The following is a 17071-nucleotide window of genomic DNA, read 5'->3' as shown; positions in this document are numbered from 1 at the left end:
GCATGGCCTCGCGCGGCTTCACCACCATCGAGAATGAGTGGATTGCCCTCAAGGATGGAACGCGGCTCGCCGCGCGCATCTGGATGCCAGACGGCGCGGCAGACGATCCCGTTCCCGCCGTCTTCGAATTCCTGCCCTATCGCAAGCGGGACGGAACCAGCCCCCGCGACGAGTCGACCTATCCGGTCTTCGCAGCCGCAGGCATTGCCGGCGTACGCGTCGACATCCGCGGATCGGGGGAATCGGATGGTGTCATCGATGGCGAATATACCGAGCGCGAGCTTGCCGATGCCTGCGAGCTGATCGCCTGGATTGCCGGGCAGCCTTGGTCGAACGGCGCGGTCGGGATGATGGGTATTTCATGGGGCGGCTTCAACAGCCTGCAGGTCGCGGCACTGCGTCCGCCGGCGCTCAAAGCCGTCATCTCGATCGCCTCGACCGTCGACCGCTACAATGACGACATTCACTACAAGAACGGTTGCCATCTCTCCGCCCAGCTTTCCTGGGCGGCGACCATGCTCGGCTATCAGTCGCGCCCGCCGGATCCTGCCCTTGTCGGCGAGCGGTGGAAGGAGATGTGGCTGGAACGCCTGGCCGGCGAGCCCTTCTTCATGGAGGAATGGCTGAGCCATCAACGGCGCGACGGTTTCTGGCGTCACGGCTCGATCTCGGAGGATTTTTCGAAGGTGGAGGTCCCTGCGCTGGTGATTGCCGGCTGGGCGGACGGTTACCGCAATACGCCTCTGATGGCGGTCGAAGGCCTCGGTGAAAAAGCAAAGGCACTGATCGGTCCCTGGGTCCACAAATATCCGCATTTCGCCTGGCCGAAGCCGCGCGTCGATTTTCATGGCGAAGCGATCGCCTGGTGGAACAAATGGTTGCGCGGCGAGGACAATGGCATCGACGGGCTGGCGCAGACCCGCGCCTATATTCTCGATGCGATCCGTCCTGCCGCACGCCGCGACAGCGATCCCGGCTTCTGGATCGCAAGGGATGTCTGGTCGCCACCGCACATGCAGTGTTTCTATGTCGAGCAATTCGGCCGGCTGACGGAGGGCATGCCGATCCCGCATGCGCCCGCGCATCCCGTCCATCTCCATTCTCCGCTCGACACCGGCACGGCATCAGGGGAATATTTCACGCTGAAGCCAGACGCCGAACTGGCGATCGATCAGCGCTCGGACGATGCCGGTTCGCTGGTCTTCGATACGATGCCGCTTGCCAACGATTGCGACTATCTCGGCCGGCCCGTGCTGACGCTTGCGCTGCGCGCTCATGCAACGGGCGGCAATCTCTGCGCCCGCCTGATCGACGTCCATCCCGACGGCACGGCGACGCGTGTCGCCTTCGGCGTTCTCAATCTCACCCATCGCGACGGCAATGCGGATCCGAAACCGCTGGTGCCGGGCGAGACGGCGTCGATCCGGCTGGTGCTCGATGCCTGCGGTTACCGCTTCCGCAAGGGCCATCGCATCCGCCTTTCACTCTCCACCGCTTATTGGCCGATGATCCTGCCGCCGCCTGAAGACGAAGGGGTCGAGATCGATATCGCCTCGCTCGGCCTGGGTTTGCCGGTGATCGGCGACCATCGCCGGATCGACATCGAGGAACCGGCCAATCCCGATCCCTTGCCGAAATATATCGAGCACGCGGCCGCGGCGACGAAGCGGCAGGTCGTTCGCGACCTCTCGGCCAACCGGACGCGGTATCATATCCACGAGGATACCGGGCTCACCGAACATCCTGAGACCGGCCTGTCGACCCGGCAATTGCGGGAGGAGGTCTGGTCGATTGCACCGGATGATCCGCTGTCGATGACCGGCATGTCCACCTGGACCTGCGACATGCGCCGGCCTGGCTGGTTTGCCCGCACGGTCGCGACGGCGCGAATTGCCTGCACCGGGACCGAGTGGATCATCAGCGCCGTCGTCACGGCTTTTGAAGATGACGTGCAGATCTTCGAGAAGGTCTTTGCGGAGAAGCGGATCGCGCGCGACCTGATGTGATCGTTAGAGGCTTTCCGGGTTAGATTGCAGCATTCTGTTGGCTCAAACGGAGTCGGATGGTCGACCGGCCGGCGCGTGTCGTAGCCCGGCTCTACGGCCAAGCCGGCCGGTCGATCAGCCGGCCCGTTTCAGCCAACCCGAAGGGCCGGGCATCTTTCCGCCAGGATCAAAGGCGATCGGCTCGGACGTACCAAGGGGTATGCCCGTCGCCAATCGCCTTTGCCCTGACGAAAACCTGCTCCGGCAGAATGCTGCAATCTAACCCGGAAAGGCTCTAAGCCGTTGCAAAATGTCTGACGGCCTCGCAAACGGCGCGGAAGCCTTCTTGCGCACCATCGCTGATGTGGCGGGCGCGCAGCCATGCATGCACCATCTGCGGCTCCTCCCGGAACCAGACTTCGACGCCTTCGGCGGTGAGCCGGGCGGCATATTGCCGTCCGTCGTCCCGCAGCGGATCGAAATGGGCGACCGTGATGAAGGCTGGCGGCAGTCCGGCAACCGAGGATGCCTTTAACGGCTCGGCGATCTCGTTTCCATCAGGCGCCTGCAGGATATCGCGGTAATAGGCGACATCGGCCGTCGTCAGGCCGGGCGCCGCAGCCATTTCAACATAGGAACCGGCATCGAGGTCGCCGCCGAGCGCGGGGTAGATGAGGACTTGGCCGACAATTCCGGTTAGTTCTTCATCGCGCGCCCGCAAGGCAAGGCCGGCTGCAAGGTTGCCGCCGGCGCTGTCGCCGATCAGCACGACCTTGTTGCTGGCGGCAAGCAGATGTTTGAGCACCGCGAAACCGTCATCCGTCTGTGCCGGCCAGCGATATTCTGGGGCCAGCCGGTAATCGACGGAAACCAGTTCCGCGCCGGCAAAATCGGCGATCTCGGCGCAGATGGCGTGATGGCTTTCCAGCGAACCGACGACGAAGCCGCCGCCGTGAAGATAGAGCAGGATGGTGCGCGTGCTGATTTTCCGTGGCCGATAACGCCGGATCGGGATACGCTGGAGCATGCCGTCCGCAAAGATCATATCCGGGGGAGCCGAGCGGTCGAAGCGGGCGCAAAGAGCGTCGTACCAATGCCGCTGCTGCTCGACCGATGCCTGGACGGCATCCGGCGGATAGAAACTATCGCAAATCTCGAGAAACTGCAGAATGCCCTTTTCTGTGGGGGCAGGCGATGGAGCGGACATGCAGGGTCCTTTCGATTTGGGACATACAGATCATGTCCCTGGCCGACTCTGACCCCATCATGCGCCTTTGCCTCGAGGGTAATCTGTCTGACCGCGACCCAAGGATGTCGCGATGCTTGCTTATTTCGCCTTGAGTTTCCAGGCTTTGCCGCTTTTCCTAAAAATCCGATAATTTTTTTATGGTCCACCCAAGGAAAGCCATTGGAGAAACGTCTCAATCCCGAAATAGCATCTTGGCTGATATCTTGGGGGTAGGTGCGCATTGGATGCGGAGCTCATAGAACGAGCGCAGGCGGGCGACCGGGAGGCCTTCGGGCAACTGGTCTCGCGCCATTATGATTTCGTCCACGCGACGGCGTGGCGATGGTCGGGCAGTGCCACCGACGCCGACGATATTGCACAGGAGGTCTGCGTCAAGCTCGGTGCGGCCATCCGCGGCTTTCGCGGCGCCAGCCGCTTCAGGACATGGCTCTATACGCTGACGCTCAATGCCGCCCGCGACCATAGGCGAAAGCTTGCGCGAGAAGAGTTGACATTCCGCGCTTATGCCGCCGAACCGCAACCGGCCGCGCCGGGCAGACATGATGACGAGCTGTCGAGCGAATTATGGACGGCCGTGCGTGCTTTGCCGGAACGGCAATGCGACGCCGTGCTGCTCGTCTATGGCGAAGGCCTCAGCCATTCGGCTGCCGCCGATGTTATGGGCTGCTCGGAGGCGACCGTGTCCTGGCAGGTGCACGAGGCGCGCAAGAGACTGAAGGCCATGCTCGGCAAGGAAGAGGTATGATGGACAAGGAACTCGAAAAGCTCTCCCGTCTCACAGCCCCGGCAGCCGATGCGGAAGCGCGCGCGCGCGCGCTTGCCGCGGCAATGCAGGCCTTCGACAGCGCGGAAAATAATGCGGCGGCAGCCCAAGGAAATGCGAAAGGCTGGCGTCCAAGCTCCATCATCAACTGGATATGGAGCCCTGCCATGAACAAGAAATTCCTCGCCGGTTCAGCTCTCGCGACGCTGCTCGTCATTCCCGCTGCCGGTTACCTCACGATCGAGCTGACCCGCAACGGATCGCCGATCGTCGACCAGACCGAGATCGCCAGCCACCTCGTGCAAAACAACATGCCGAAACCGGCCGAACCCGTCACGGCCGCGCCTCAGCTTTCCGAAGCCCCGACCGAAGAAAGCCGGCCGGCTCAACCGTCTGCCGTCAGCGGCGCCCAAGCCTTGCAGGACAAGGAGCTACAGACTGCAAAACCCGCGGCGGAGCGGCCCTCTGAATTCGATGCCGGCGAAATTGTGGCTCTCAAGAACAAGTCGGAGGATTCCGCCGCGGCACTCGAGATGGCCAAACGTGTTGCACCGGCCGCTCCTGGCATGGCCGCTCAGGGACAGTTGTTGGTCGAGCCGATGGGCGCCGTTGCCCCCTCGCCTGTTCCGCCAGCAGATGGGCGTGTGCAGATCCAGCTCGACCCCAGCCGCGAACGGTTTGCCAATGCCGCGGCAAATCCGATTAAGAGCGTGGCGACCGATCCGGTCTCGACCTTCTCCGCCGATGTCGACAGCGCCTCTTATTCCTTCGTCCGCCGGTCGTTGACGGGCGGGGCGATGCCCGATCCGCAATCGGTTCGCGTCGAGGAAATGATCAATTATTTCCCCTATGACTGGCCGCTTCCCAACAATGCCGATCAGCCTTTCAAGGCGACCGTGACGGTGATGCCGACGCCGTGGAATCACGACACGCAACTGATGCATGTGGCGATCAAGGGGTATGACATCGCGCCGGCGACCGCGCCGCATGCCAATCTGGTTTTCCTGATCGATGTCTCAGGCTCGATGGATGAACCGGACAAGCTGCCGCTCCTCAAGAGCGCTTTCCGGCTGCTGGTCAACAGGCTGAAGGCCGACGACACCGTCTCGATCGTCACCTATGCCGGCAATGCCGGGACGGTGCTGGAACCGACGCGGGTGGCGGAGAAATCGAAGATCCTCTCGGCGATCGACAGGCTGGAGGCTGGAGGCTCGACCGGCGGCGCCGAAGGCATTGAGGCGGCCTACGATCTCGCCAAACAGGCTTTCGTCAAGGACGGCGTCAATCGGGTGATGCTGGCGACGGACGGTGATTTCAATGTCGGCCCGTCGAGCGACGAGGATCTGAAGCGCATCATCGAAGAAAAGCGCAAAGACGGCATCTTCCTCACCGTTCTCGGCTTCGGACGCGGTAATCTCAATGATTCCCTGATGCAGACGCTGGCGCAGAACGGCAATGGCAGCGCCGCCTATATCGACACCTTGGCGGAGGCGCAGAAGACGCTGGTCGAGGAAGCCAGGTCGACGCTGTTTCCGATCGCCAAGGACGTCAAGTTCCAGGTGGAGTTCAACCCGGAACGGATCGCCGAATACCGGCTGATCGGCTACGAGACCCGCGCCCTCAACCGCGAGGATTTCAACAATGACCGTGTCGATGCCGGCGATATCGGCTCCGGCCACAGCGTCACGGCGATCTACGAGATTACGCCCAAGGGAAGCCCTGCGGTCATGAATGACGACCTGCGGTATGGCGCAGCCGGTAAGGTGCCGGCCGACAAGGCGCCGGCCGAGGCATCGGGCAGCGGGCATCAGGGCGAGCTTGCCTTCGTCAAGATGCGCTTCAAGCGGCCCGGCGAGGACAAGAGCGCGCTGATCACCACACCTGTCGGCGCCGGCAACGCGGTCGCCACCATCGACGCCGCGCCGCAGGATGTCCGTTTCTCGGTAGCCGTCGCCGCCTTCGGCCAAAAGCTGAGCCGCATCGCCGCCGTCGATGCCTATTCCTATCAGGCGATTGCCGACCTCGCTGTGGCATCGCGGGGGACGGATCCCTTCGGCTACAGATCGGATTTCCTCGGCCTCGTCAGGCTGGCTGACAGCCTCAGCCAACGATGAGAGAAAAGCACCGCAAAGTAGAGGCCGCCTTGAAGGGCGGCCTCGCCTGTATGAGAGCTACCCGTGCCTCGACCCGTTGGCAGTGAGATAGACCGCGTAGAGAGAGGTTGTTGCGGTGATGAAGAGGCGGTTCAGTTTCTCGCCGCCGAAGGCGACGTTTGAGACGATCTCGGGAATATGGATCTTGCCGAGCAGGGTGCCATCCGGATCGTAAGCGTGCACGCCATCGGCGGCGCTCGTCCAGATCTTGCCCTTCCGGTCGACGCGAAAGCCGTCGAAAACGCCTGAAGTGCATTGGGCGAAAATGCCGAGATCGGTCAGCTTTCCATTCTCTGATACGGCGAGTTTTCGAATGTGACGCGGACCGCCCGCCAAGTGCGTTCCTCCGGTATCGGCGATGTAGAGCACTGTCTCATCCGGGGAGAAGGCCAGCCCGTTCGGCTTGACAAAATCGGACGCCACCCGCTCGGTCGCGCCTGTCGCCGGATCATGCCGGTAGACGTGGCATCCGCCGATTTCCTCTTCGCCGTAGTCACCCTCGTAATCGTGGAGGATGCCGTAGTTCGGGTCGGTGAACCAGACTGTGCCGTCGGATTTAACGGTGACGTCGTTGGGAGAATTGAGCCGGTTGCCGGCAATGCGATCGGCCAGGATGGTAATCCCGCCGTCGAAATCCGTCCGCGTGACCCGGCGCGTCAGATGCTCGCAGGTAACGAGCCGTCCTTGATTGTCGACGGTGTTGCCATTCGAATTGTTGCTGGGCGAGCGGAATACCGAGGTCTGCCCGCTGGTATCGTCGTAGCGCATCATGCGGTTGTTGGGGATATCCGAAAAAACCAGATAACGCCCGGCGGCGAACCAGGCCGGTCCCTCCAGCCAGCGGCCGCCCGTCCAAAGCCGCTCGACGCGGACATGGCCGACGAAGCAGTTTTCAAAGCGCGGGTCGAGAACCTCAAAGCCCGTACCCTCGATTTCTCCGAACATGACGCTCCCTCCCAAATTGTTATCGATATCATGCTGCCTTGTTTTGCAGCCTTCGTACAGAGACCCGACGGACTGTGGAACGACTCATTCCTGCAATAATATCGATTGTGCGATGATAACGATAACTTTATCGTGTCCCGAGTTGCCCAACTCGGAAGCTGTTGTGAAAGCGGGACCCAGTGAAAAACGAGGATGAGCCAAAAGACAAGCGTCTCAAAGGAGGAGACGCCCAGAAGCTGACGATGGCTGAGGTCGCCAAATATGTCGGCGTATCGGCCATGACCGTTTCGCGCGCCTTTCGGCAGGATGCGAGTGTTTCCGAAGAGACGCGCAAGCGCATCATGGAAGCCGTCGATGCGCTCGGCTATGTGCTCGACCTTTCGGCCGGCAGTCTTTCCTCGCGGCGCAGCGGCTTCATCGCGGCGCTGGTGCCCTCCATCAACAATTCGAATTTCTCCGACACCGCCCGCGGCATTACCGATGCGCTGGAGAATACCGGTCTTCAGCTTCTTCTCGGCTACACCGACTATTCCGCCGAGAAGGAAGAAAAGCTGATCGAGGCGATGCTGCGCCGGCGCCCCGAAGGCGTCATCCTGACAGGCGGTTCGCACACCGACCGCGCCCGACGCATGCTTGATAAGGCCGGCATTCCGGTGGTGGAAACCTGGGAGCTTCCGGAGAAGCCGATCAACCATGTCGTCGGCTTTTCCAACAGCGAGGCGATGTCGCTGCTGGTGCGGACGCTGGCGAGCCAGGGCTATCGGAGGTTCGGCTATATCGGCGGAACGACGGCGCGCGATACGCGCGGCAGCCAGCGGCGAAGCGGTTTCCTGAAGACCGTCGAAGAACTGGGCCTGGGACCGGGCCGGGCGATTTCCTTCGGCGTGCCGCCGATCACCATGGAACAGGGCGGCCAGGCGATCATGAGCCTGCTGGAGCGCTGGCCGGACACGGAAGTGGTTCTTTGCGTTTCCGACCTTTCGGCCTTCGGCGCGATCATGGAATGCAAGCGCAGGGGAATGAGCGTGCCGGGTGATATCGCCATTGCCGGCTTCGGCGATTATGAGATCTCGTCGATCTGTCATCCCAGCATCACCACCATCAATGTCGACTGTTACGGCATCGGCCGTCAGGCCGCCGCCCGCCTGCTCGATGCCCTGCAGGGCATCGGCGAGGCGACCGGCGACGAGATTACATTGACGGGCTACAGGGTCGTTCTGCGCGAAAGCACTGATCGCAGCGCCTCATAGCTGGCGACAATATCAGAAGGCGATCTGCACCTTCATCGACTTGCTGCGGTCGCTGGCCAGTTCGAAGGCGGCGACAGCCTCTTCGATGGCAAAAACCCCTGTCAGCAGCGGCTTCAGATCGACACGGCGCGCATTGATCAATTCGACGGCGAGCCCGAACTCCTCGTGAAAGCGGAATGTGCCGCGCATCTCGATTTCCTTGGCAACGATCATGTTCTGCGGAATGGAGACATCGCCGCCAAGGCCGAGCTGCACGAGCACGGCACGGGGCTTCAGCACCTCAAGGCCGGCGCGCACGGCCCGCTCATTGCCAGACGCCTCGAACATGACGTCGAAATATCCCTTGTCGGCGCCATAAGCGGCAAGATCGGCGGCATGCGTGGAAACATTGATCGTGCGATCGGCGCCGCTGGTGCGGGCGATGGCCAGAACGCTGTCGGTCACATCGGTCGCGACGATTTCACGGGCGCCGAGAACGCGGGCGGCAACGATCGCCAGCATGCCGATGGGGCCGCAGCCGGTGACCAGCACCCGCTTGCCGAGCAGCGAACCGGCGCGGCTTGCCGCATGCAGCGTCACGGCAAAGGGTTCGGCGAAGGCAGCCTCATGAATGGAAATGCCGTCGGCGACCTTGTGGCATTGCCAGCGCTCCGCCACCAGCCGCTGGCGGAAGCCGCCCTGAATGTGCGGCATGGGCATGGCGCTGCCGTAGAACCGCATGTTCAGGCAGTGGTTCTGCTGTCCCTTCAAGCAATATTGGCAATGGCTGCACGGCCGGCTCGGGGAAACCGCAACGCGGTCTCCAACGGCAAGGTCGGTCACGCGGGCACCCAGCGCCTTGACGGTGCCGGCGATCTCGTGGCCGAGGATCATCGGTTCGCGCAGACGAACGGTGCCGAAGCCGCCATGATTGTAATAATGCAGGTCGGAGCCGCAAATGCCGCCGGCTTCGATTGATATCTCCACCTGCCCAGCTCCGGCAACCTCCGGCTCGCGCTCTTCGACCCTGAGATCCTTGGCGGCGTGAATGACGATGGCTTTCATACCGGGATCCTCATACGACCGGAGTCGGAAGCGCGCGACCGGCAAAATACGCGGCGAGATTGTCTCTGACCAGTTTGCCCATGGCCTTGCGGGTTTCGATGGTGCCGGAGCCGTGGTGGGGTTGCAGCACGACGTTTGGCAGCGTCAGGAAGCGCGCATCGATTTTCGGCTCATTGAGGAAAACGTCAAGGCCGGCGGCCTGGATGGTGCGGTTCTGAAGCGCTGCGATCAGTGCCTCCTCGTCGACGGTCGTCCCGCGCGAAACGTTGATCAGCATGCCTTCCGGGCCGAGCGCTTCCAGCACCTCGGCGTTGATGATCTTCATGGTCGCGGCCCCTCCGGGAACGATGACGATCAGGAAGTCGGCCCAATTGGCAAGCGCGACCAGATTGGCTTCATAACCATAGGCGACATCCTGGTCCCTGTTGCGGGCGAAATAGGAGATGTCGCAGCCGAAAGCGGCAGCCCGCCAGGCGATCGCCTTGCCGATCCGCCCCATGCCAACGATCCCGACCTTCTTGCCCGAAACCCGCGTCACCAGCGGCATGGGTACGTTGCCCCACTGGCCGTTGCGGACGAAAACGTCAGCCTGCGGAATCTGGCGCGCGGTGGAAAGCAGCAGTCCGATGGCGATATCGGCGACGTCTTCGGTCAGCACGTCAGGAGTATTCGTCACGCGAATGCCGTTGGCGCGGGCATAGGACAGGTCAATGGCGTCGGTGCCGACGCCGTAACAGGAGACGATCTCCAGCTTCGGCAGTTGTTTCATCAGATCGGCGGAAGCGCCGAGTTCGCCGCGCGTCGCGATCGCGCGGATATTGCTGCCGACTTTCGAAATCAGTTCCTGCCGATCCGCGGCTTCCCACAGGCGGTGGACGCGGTAGGTCGCCTCCAGATCAACCATGTCCCACTCCGGATAGGCCCCGGCCATCAAGATTTCTACGTCAGGCATTCCGTCTCCATCCCGCATTTTGGCTGTTGATTATGTTATCGATAACATATAATTCGGAAAGGCGATGTCAAGTGAGTTTCACCTCAAGTGGCGGTATAAGCCGTCATTCGCAGCGACACCGGAGGAGTGATTTGCATGAAGAACCTGTTTGATCTGACCGGGCGGCTCGCCCTGATCACCGGCTCGAGCCAGGGGATCGGTTATGCGCTGGCCGAGGGCTTGGCGCAGCATGGCGCCGAGGTCGTCATCAACGGCCGCACGCCCGAAAGCGTCAAACGCGCAGTCGAAAGCCTCAAGGCTCAAGGTCTGTCTGCCCATGCGGCCATCTTCGACGTGACCAGCAAGGACGGCGCCAAACAGGGCATCGATGCGATTGAGGCCGATATCGGTCCGCTCGATATCCTGATCAACAATGCCGGCATGCAGTTCCGCACGCCGCTGGAAGATTTCCCGGCGGACAAATGGGAATTGCTGCTGACCACGAATGTTTCCAGCGTCTTTTACGTCGGCCAGGCGGCCGCCAAGGCGATGATCGCCCGCGGTCAGGGCAAGATCATCAACATCGCCTCGGTTCAGAGCGAACTCGCCCGTCCCGGCATTGCTCCCTACACGGCGACGAAGGGCGCGGTGCGCAATCTGACCCGCGGCATGTGCGCCGACTGGGCCAAGCACGGCCTGCAGATCAACGCGATCGCGCCGGGCTATTTCAAGACGCCCCTCAACCAGGCGCTGGTCGACAATCCCGAATTCTCATCCTGGCTCGAAAAGCGGACGCCGGCCGGACGCTGGGGCAATGTCGAGGAACTGGTGGGTGCTGCCGTCTTCCTGTCGGGCCGCGGTTCGTCCTTCATCAACGGCCATACGCTTTATGTCGACGGCGGCATCACGACCTGCCTCTAAGGGAGGTGAGATGATGAACCTCGAGAAAAAGGCACTGCCCCCGGCCGTTGTCGTCATGGGCGTCAGCGGCTGCGGCAAATCCTCGGTTGGAGAACGCATCGCTGCGCAAAACGGCATGCCGTTCCTGGAAGGCGACCAACTCCATCCGGCTGCCAATGTCGAGAAGATGGCAAAGGGCACCCCGCTCACCGACGATGACCGCCTGCCCTGGCTCGACCGGATCGGCGAGGAAATAACGGCGGCGCAAAAGGCGTCGCAGGGTTTGGTGATTTCCTGTTCGGCGCTGAAGAGAAGCTATCGGGACAGGCTGCGGCAGGCGGCAAATGGGCGTCTTGCCTTCGTTTTCCTGGAGGGATCGCGCGAGCTGCTGTTGTCGCGGATGCAGGCCCGTCAGGGCCATTTCATGCCGGCGTCGCTGCTCGACAGCCAGCTGCAGACGCTGGAGCCGCCGACCGGTGAGCCCGGTGTCGTGACGGTGGCGATCGATATGGCTTTGGATGATATGGTGGCGCTGGCTTGTGAGGGGCTGAGCGGCGTGGCCGTCAAGGGAGGAGATTATCATGCAGGATGACCACAGAGCAGATGTCGCCGTCATCGGCGCGGGTATCATGGGAGCGGCGATCGTCACGCGATTGATCGAAACCGGCCACAAAGTATCGGTTTTCGATCTCGATGCTGAAAAGGTCGCGGCGCTGGAAGCCAAGGGCGCCCACGCGGCCGCTTCGGTGGAGGATGCGGTCTCGCGGTCGGAATTCTGCGTGCTCAGCCTCAATCACGCAAACATCGTCCGCGCCGTCGTCTTCGGCGAGAAGGGTATTGCGGCGGCGGCAAACGCCGGCAAGCTGCTGATCGATATGTCCTCGATCGACCCGGCCGAGACCGCCGACATGGCGAAGCGGCTGCGTGGGGAAACGGGCATGGCATGGGTGGATTGCCCGCTTTCGGGCGGCGTGCCCGGCGCTCTCGGCGGCAAGCTGACGATCATGGCCGGTGGCAGCCCCGAGGATTTCGAGCGGGCGCGCGCGGTGATGCGGCATCTTGCCGCCAATTATACGCTGATGGGCGCCTCCGGCGCCGGGCAGACCACCAAGCTGATCAATCAGCTGTTCTGCGCCGTGCTGTTCCAGGCGGTCGCTGAAGCCGTCAAGCTGGCGGAAGCCGGCGGTGTCGATCCCTCCGCCATTCCGGCCGCCCTTGCCGGCGGCAGGGCGGACAGCCGGATATTGCAGGAATTCATGGCAAAATTCGCTGCCCGGGATTTCTCGCCGACAGGCAGGATCGACAACATGCTGAAGGATCTGGACTCGCTTCAGGCCTTCACGCTGAAGACGAAAACGCCGCTGCCGATGACGGGCGCGGTGGTGGAGATTCACCGTCTGCTTTGCGCTGCCGGTCTTGGGCCGAAGGACTCTGCAGAGATGATGCGTCTGCTCGACGGGTTTGCCGCCGACTGACCTCATTTCAGGCATGGGAGATTGTCACTTTCCGCTTGACTATTCGGTAATGTTATCGATAACATCTATCCATAACGACAGCTGCAGCTTTGGGAGGAGCCACAGTGGAAGCCAAGAGACTGCTGGAGTTCCAATCGATCACCAAAAGCTTCGGCGGCACGCAGGCGCTGCGTGACGTCTCGATCGACCTGCGCGAGGGCGAGATCCTCGCGCTGCTCGGCGAAAACGGCGCCGGCAAATCGACGCTGATCAAGACGCTGGCCGGCATCTACAAGCCCGACAACGGTGACATCTTGTTCCGCGGCCAGAGCTACCATCATCGCCCGCCGAAGCCGAACGAGCGGCAACCGGTCGCATTCATCCATCAGGATCTCGGCTTGATCGAGTGGATGACGGTCGGTGAGAATATGGGCCTGTCGCAGGGCTTCTCGATGCGCCGGGGCCTGATCGACTGGAACAGGACGCAGGCGCGCGCCAAAGAGGCCTTAAAGCTGGTCGGCTGCGATTTCGATCCGACGACGCGGGTCTCGGCCCTGTCGCGCACCGAAAAATCGCTCGTCGCCATTGCCCGCGCGCTTGCCGTCGAAGCCGACGTTCTGGTGCTCGACGAACCCACAGCGAGCCTGCCCGCCGACGAAGTCGATCGCCTGTTCAATGCGATCCGGCCGCTGAAGGAGCGCGGCGTCGGCATGATCTACGTCTCCCACAGACTGGACGAGATTTTCCGCATCGCCGATCGCGTCGCCGTGCTGCGCGACGGATGCATGGTCGGACAGAAGCCCGTCAGCGAGACCACGCCCGACGAACTGGTGACGATGATCATCGGCCGCAGCGGCGACAGTCTCTTTTCGAAGACCGAGATCAAGCCCGGCAAGGCGATCGTCAAGGTGCGCGACCTGGTCTGCGCCGGCACGAGCCCGATATCCTTCGATATAAGAGAGGGCGAGTTGCTCGGCCTTGCAGGACTGCGCGGCGCAGGCCAGGAACGCATCGGCCGCGCCTTGTTCGGCTGCGAGCCCTTCGGCGGCACGATCCTGATGCATGACCGGGCCCCGGACCTTTCAAGCCCGCTGAGCGCAATGGCGTCGGGCATCGGATTAATTGCCCGTGACCGCACGGAGGAATCCGTCGCACCATCGCTTTCCATTCGGGAAAACACCTACCTCAATCCCGGCGCTGTCGGGCGCGGGCTGTTGTCCTTCCTGTCACCGCGCGGCGAAGCCGATCTTGCCCATGCGATCGGCCATACCGTCGGCCTCAGGCCGAACGATCCGGATCTGCCTGTCGAGGCCCTGTCGGGCGGCAACCAGCAGAAGGTGGTCGTCGGCCGCTGGCTGGCAACCGGCCGCAAGCTGCTGATCGCGGAAGATCCGACCGCCGGCGTCGACATCGGCGCGCGTGCGGAGATCTACCGTCTGATCACCCAGGCGCTGGAGGCCGGTCTCGCAGTCGTCGTGGTGTCGACGGATTTTGAGGAAATCGCCCATATCTGCCACCGCGCGCTGGTTTTCTCGCGCGGCAAAATCGTCAGCGAACTGACTGGAAGGGCTCTGACGACGGAGGCGGTCATCACGGCCGCATCCGCATCGGAAGCTGCTTGAGCCATCGGGAGAACAGCCATGCAATCCATTGAATCCACGGCGCTGGAGCCGACCAAAAGCGAAATGGCCGGCTTGTCCACAGGACAGAAGATCGGGCGCCTGATCCCCGTCTACGGACTGGTGATCCTGACCGTCGGCCTGATCCTGCTCTTCTCGATCATGCTGCCGGATACGTTTCCGACGGTGTTGAACGTCCGTTCGATCGTCTCCGACAAGGCGATCATTGCGCTGCTGTCGCTCGCCGCGATGATCCCGATGGCGTCGGGCCGCATCGACCTGACGGTTGGCTACGGCATCGTGCTCTGGCACATTCTTGCCATCAGCCTGCAGACGGTCTACGGCCTGCCCTGGCCGGTCGCCGTCCTCATCGTTCTTGCGCTCGGCATCCTCACCGGCTTCATCAACGGTCTGCTGGTCGAGGTGGCGAAGATCGACAGCTTCATCGCCACGCTCGGCACGGGAACGGTGCTGTACGCGCTTGCACTTTGGCACACCGGCGGCCGGCAGGTGGTCGGCGTCCTGCCGGAAGGGTTCTACGCGCTGAACGGCACCATGCTGTTCGGCCTCCCGATCACCGGCTTCTACGTGCTGCTGATCGCGATCTGCATGTGGATCGTTCTCGAATACCTGCCGATCGGCCGTTATCTCTACGCCATCGGCGCCAACCCCAAGGCCGCCGCACTCAACGGCATTCCCGTCCGCAAGTTCGTGATGGGCGCATTCGTCACCTCGGGCCTGCTGGCGGCTCTGACGGGGGTTCTCCTCGCCTCGAAGCTGCGCATCGGTCAGGCGAGCGTCGGCCTCGAATATCTCCTCCCGGCACTTGTCGGCGCATTTCTCGGATCGACGACGATCAAGCCGGGACGGGTCAACGTCTGGGGCACCCTGATCGGCGTCATCATCCTGGCGGTCGGTATATCGGGAATTCAGCAATTCGGCGGGTCGTTCTTCGTCGAACCGCTGTTCAACGGCGTAACCCTGCTGATTGCCATCGGCATTGCAGGTTACGCCCAGCGCAAGCGCGGAGCTGTGAGGAGGATCACACCCGCATCCAAATGAGGATGTCGGCCAAGCCGGCATTTCATAACAAACAAAATGGAGGAGTGAACATGAAGCGCAGGACTTTATTGCAGGCAACGGTTGCAACCGTCGCCTTTATGCTCAGCGTGCCGGCACTGGCCGATTCCATGGCGGATGCCAAAGCGGTGGTCGAAAAGTATGCGTCCAAGGTGAGCGCATGGGATGGCCCGACGAGCGGCCCCAAGGGGGCTGCGGGCAAGAACATCGTCGTCCTTGCCGGCGACATGAAGAACGGCGGCATCCTCGGCGTGGCCAACGGCGTGCAGGAAGCGGCCGGCGCGCTCGGCTGGACGGTGAAGGTACTCGACGGCGCCGGCTCGATCGGTGGGCGCACCGCGGCTTTCGGCCAGGCCATGGCGCTGAAGCCGGATGGCATCATCATCAATGGCTTTGACGCGGTCGAGCAGAAGCCGGCGATGGAAGCGGCCAAGGCTGCCGGCATCCCGATGGTGTCCTGGCACGCCGCCTCGGCCGTCGGTCCGGTTGCCGACGTCGGCGTCTTCGCCAACGTCACCACCGATGCGATGGAAGTATCGAAGTCCGCGGCAGACTGGGCCTTCGCCGATGCCGGCGGCAAGCCGGGTGTCATCATCTTCACCGACTCCACCTATGCGATCGCGATCGCCAAGGCCGACCGCATGAAAAAGGAGATCGAGGATCTCGGCGGCACGGTGCTCGAATACGTCGATACCCCGATTGCCGAAACCTCGCAGCGCATGCCGCAGCTCACCACGTCGCTCCTGCAGAAGTACGGTGCGAAATGGACGCATTCGCTGGCGATCAACGACCTCTATTACGACTTCATGGGCCCCTCGCTCGCCTCGGCCGGTATCGCCGGCGACGGAAAGCCGGTCAACGTCGCTGCCGGCGACGGTTCGGAGAGCGCCTATCAGCGCATCCGCGCCAAGCAGTTCCAGGCCGTCACGGTCGCCGAGCCGCTCAACCTCCAGGGTTGGCAACTCGTCGATGAACTGAACCGCGCCTTCGCGGGCGCCCCGTGGTCGGGCTATGTGTCGCCGCTCCACGTGGTGACCAGCGCGAATGTCGAATTCGACGGAGGGCCGAAGAACAGCTTCGATCCCGATAACGGCTATCGCGATCAATACAAGAAAATCTGGGGCAAATAAGCCTTCCCACGGGCGTATCGGAGGATACGCCCTCCCCGCCTCCGCACCACCATCAATCCAGCTCCGGCGAGTTTTGGAAAAGAGAACCCATGATTATTCGTTATGCTTTGTTTGAAGGCGAAATCCATCCCGGCAGAGAAGAGGAATTCCGCGATTTTGTCAGGCAGCGGCTCGTTCCTCTATGGACGAAATTTCCCGGAGCCGAGGAAGTCCGGGTGTTGGATGGAATGGAGCGTGATGAGGGCGCTCCGGTCTATGCCATGGCGCTTGCCATTCGTTATCCCGATATGGATGCGGTGAATGCAGCACTTCTTTCCGATGTGCGGTTCCAGAGCCGCGAGGTGACGGGTGAGCTTCTGAAGCTCTTCACCGGGAAGGTGCATCACCACGTCTTCTCTGCCAGCGAATACCCGCCGCGCGCTGCCTGACACCATGGCGAGCAGCCGTGTCTCGCCCGCGCCAGATGATTGCAAAGGTAGCAAGTCGTTCCAGGCAAATGGCAACGCGGCATTGGCCAGCGATTGGGAAGAGTTCTGATCGCCTGATCTTTCATCAGCTTCTGCCCGAA

The 17071-nt window shown here is 62.3% G+C and carries 15 protein-coding genes; 11 read left to right on the top strand and 4 right to left on the bottom strand.

Annotation, left to right across the window (positions count from 1 at the left end; translation table 11 throughout):
* Positions 1-2: 2 nt before the first annotated feature.
* Positions 3-2006, top strand: coding sequence for a CocE/NonD family hydrolase (locus tag HJC04_RS23495; RefSeq protein ID WP_210633428.1), 2004 nt, complete (start codon positions 3-5; stop codon positions 2004-2006).
* Between the two features lie 274 nt (positions 2007-2280).
* Here HJC04_RS23495 and HJC04_RS23490 read toward each other — a convergent pair whose 3' ends face one another.
* The gene (locus HJC04_RS23490; protein ID WP_210633429.1) at positions 2281-3192 is read right to left on the bottom strand and encodes an alpha/beta hydrolase; all 912 of its coding nucleotides are present in this window, start codon (positions 3190-3192) and stop codon (positions 2281-2283) included.
* A 262-nt stretch (positions 3193-3454) separates the two neighbouring features.
* On the opposite strand from HJC04_RS23490, the gene HJC04_RS23485 reads away from it, so the two are divergent.
* Positions 3455-3979 carry an RNA polymerase sigma factor gene (locus tag HJC04_RS23485; RefSeq protein ID WP_210633430.1) on the top strand — a complete coding sequence of 175 codons (525 nt, stop codon included), beginning with the start codon at positions 3455-3457 and terminating at the stop codon, positions 3977-3979.
* Positions 3976-6111 carry a VWA domain-containing protein gene (locus tag HJC04_RS23480; protein WP_221147264.1) on the top strand — a complete coding sequence of 712 codons (2136 nt, stop codon included), beginning with the start codon at positions 3976-3978 and terminating at the stop codon, positions 6109-6111. The genes HJC04_RS23485 and HJC04_RS23480 overlap by 4 nt, the downstream gene beginning before the upstream one ends.
* Before the next feature lie 57 nt (positions 6112-6168).
* Here the strand turns inward: HJC04_RS23480 and HJC04_RS23475 are convergent, their stop codons facing one another.
* Complete coding sequence (locus tag HJC04_RS23475) at positions 6169-7095, bottom strand: SMP-30/gluconolactonase/LRE family protein (RefSeq protein WP_221147263.1); 927 nt, start codon at positions 7093-7095, stop codon at positions 6169-6171.
* Positions 7096-7274: 179 nt separating this feature from the next.
* Between HJC04_RS23475 and HJC04_RS23470 the strand changes: the two genes are divergently transcribed.
* Positions 7275-8345: a LacI family DNA-binding transcriptional regulator gene (locus HJC04_RS23470; protein WP_210633433.1), complete on the top strand. Its 1071-nt coding sequence runs from the start codon at positions 7275-7277 to the stop codon at positions 8343-8345.
* A gap of 12 nt (positions 8346-8357) precedes the next feature.
* Here the strand turns inward: HJC04_RS23470 and HJC04_RS23465 are convergent, their stop codons facing one another.
* Positions 8358-9389 (bottom strand): L-idonate 5-dehydrogenase, encoded by a 1032-nt coding sequence (locus HJC04_RS23465; RefSeq protein ID WP_221147262.1) that lies wholly within the window; start codon positions 9387-9389, stop codon positions 8358-8360.
* 10 nt (positions 9390-9399) lie between these two features.
* Positions 9400-10341: a 2-hydroxyacid dehydrogenase gene (locus HJC04_RS23460; RefSeq protein ID WP_210633435.1), complete on the bottom strand. Its 942-nt coding sequence runs from the start codon at positions 10339-10341 to the stop codon at positions 9400-9402.
* Between the two features lie 135 nt (positions 10342-10476).
* On the opposite strand from HJC04_RS23460, the gene HJC04_RS23455 reads away from it, so the two are divergent.
* The 7 genes from HJC04_RS23455 to HJC04_RS23425 all read left to right on the top strand — a co-directional run bounded on the left by HJC04_RS23455 (position 10477) and on the right by HJC04_RS23425 (position 16931).
* A complete protein-coding gene (locus HJC04_RS23455; protein ID WP_210633436.1) occupies positions 10477-11241 on the top strand; it encodes an SDR family oxidoreductase in 765 nt (254 codons plus the stop codon).
* 13 nt (positions 11242-11254) lie between these two features.
* Positions 11255-11812: a gluconokinase gene (locus HJC04_RS23450; protein ID WP_210633437.1), complete on the top strand. Its 558-nt coding sequence runs from the start codon at positions 11255-11257 to the stop codon at positions 11810-11812.
* A complete protein-coding gene (locus tag HJC04_RS23445; protein WP_221147261.1) occupies positions 11802-12695 on the top strand; it encodes an NAD(P)-dependent oxidoreductase in 894 nt (297 codons plus the stop codon). The genes HJC04_RS23450 and HJC04_RS23445 overlap by 11 nt, the downstream gene beginning before the upstream one ends.
* Positions 12696-12799: 104 nt before the next feature.
* A complete protein-coding gene (locus tag HJC04_RS23440; protein ID WP_210633439.1) occupies positions 12800-14296 on the top strand; it encodes a sugar ABC transporter ATP-binding protein in 1497 nt (498 codons plus the stop codon).
* 18 nt (positions 14297-14314) lie between these two features.
* Entirely contained in the window at positions 14315-15355 is a 1041-nt protein-coding gene (locus HJC04_RS23435) for an ABC transporter permease (RefSeq protein ID WP_210633440.1), read from the top strand.
* A gap of 50 nt (positions 15356-15405) precedes the next feature.
* Positions 15406-16503, top strand: a complete 1098-nt coding sequence (locus tag HJC04_RS23430; protein ID WP_210633441.1) for a substrate-binding domain-containing protein — start codon at positions 15406-15408, stop codon at positions 16501-16503.
* 89 nt (positions 16504-16592) lie between these two features.
* A complete protein-coding gene (locus HJC04_RS23425) occupies positions 16593-16931 on the top strand; it encodes a hypothetical protein (protein WP_210633442.1) in 339 nt (112 codons plus the stop codon).
* Positions 16932-17071 lie beyond the last annotated feature (140 nt).

Origin of the sequence: Rhizobium sp. NLR8a (assembly GCF_019685235.1) — a bacterium.
GTDB lineage: Bacteria > Pseudomonadota > Alphaproteobacteria > Rhizobiales > Rhizobiaceae > Rhizobium.
This window is presented reverse-complemented; position numbering and strand designations above follow the sequence as displayed.

Bases quoted from the DNA above. Each gene is read 5' to 3' on its own strand.
- HJC04_RS23495 (WP_210633428.1), top strand. From the start codon at position 3: ATGGCCTCGCGCGGCTTCACCACCATCGAGAATGAGTGGATTGCCCTC.
- HJC04_RS23490 (WP_210633429.1), bottom strand. From the start codon at position 3,192: ATGTCCGCTCCATCGCCTGCCCCCACAGAAAAGGGCATTCTGCAGTTT.
- HJC04_RS23480 (WP_221147264.1), top strand. From the start codon at position 3,976: ATGATGGACAAGGAACTCGAAAAGCTCTCCCGTCTCACAGCCCCGGCA.
- HJC04_RS23475 (WP_221147263.1), bottom strand. From the start codon at position 7,095: ATGTTCGGAGAAATCGAGGGTACGGGCTTTGAGGTTCTCGACCCGCGC.
- HJC04_RS23465 (WP_221147262.1), bottom strand. From the start codon at position 9,389: ATGAAAGCCATCGTCATTCACGCCGCCAAGGATCTCAGGGTCGAAGAG.
- HJC04_RS23460 (WP_210633435.1), bottom strand. From the start codon at position 10,341: ATGCCTGACGTAGAAATCTTGATGGCCGGGGCCTATCCGGAGTGGGAC.
- HJC04_RS23455 (WP_210633436.1), top strand. From the start codon at position 10,477: ATGAAGAACCTGTTTGATCTGACCGGGCGGCTCGCCCTGATCACCGGC.
- HJC04_RS23450 (WP_210633437.1), top strand. From the start codon at position 11,255: ATGAACCTCGAGAAAAAGGCACTGCCCCCGGCCGTTGTCGTCATGGGC.
- HJC04_RS23445 (WP_221147261.1), top strand. From the start codon at position 11,802: ATGCAGGATGACCACAGAGCAGATGTCGCCGTCATCGGCGCGGGTATC.
- HJC04_RS23435 (WP_210633440.1), top strand. From the start codon at position 14,315: ATGCAATCCATTGAATCCACGGCGCTGGAGCCGACCAAAAGCGAAATG.
- HJC04_RS23430 (WP_210633441.1), top strand. From the start codon at position 15,406: ATGAAGCGCAGGACTTTATTGCAGGCAACGGTTGCAACCGTCGCCTTT.
- HJC04_RS23425 (WP_210633442.1), top strand. From the start codon at position 16,593: ATGATTATTCGTTATGCTTTGTTTGAAGGCGAAATCCATCCCGGCAGA.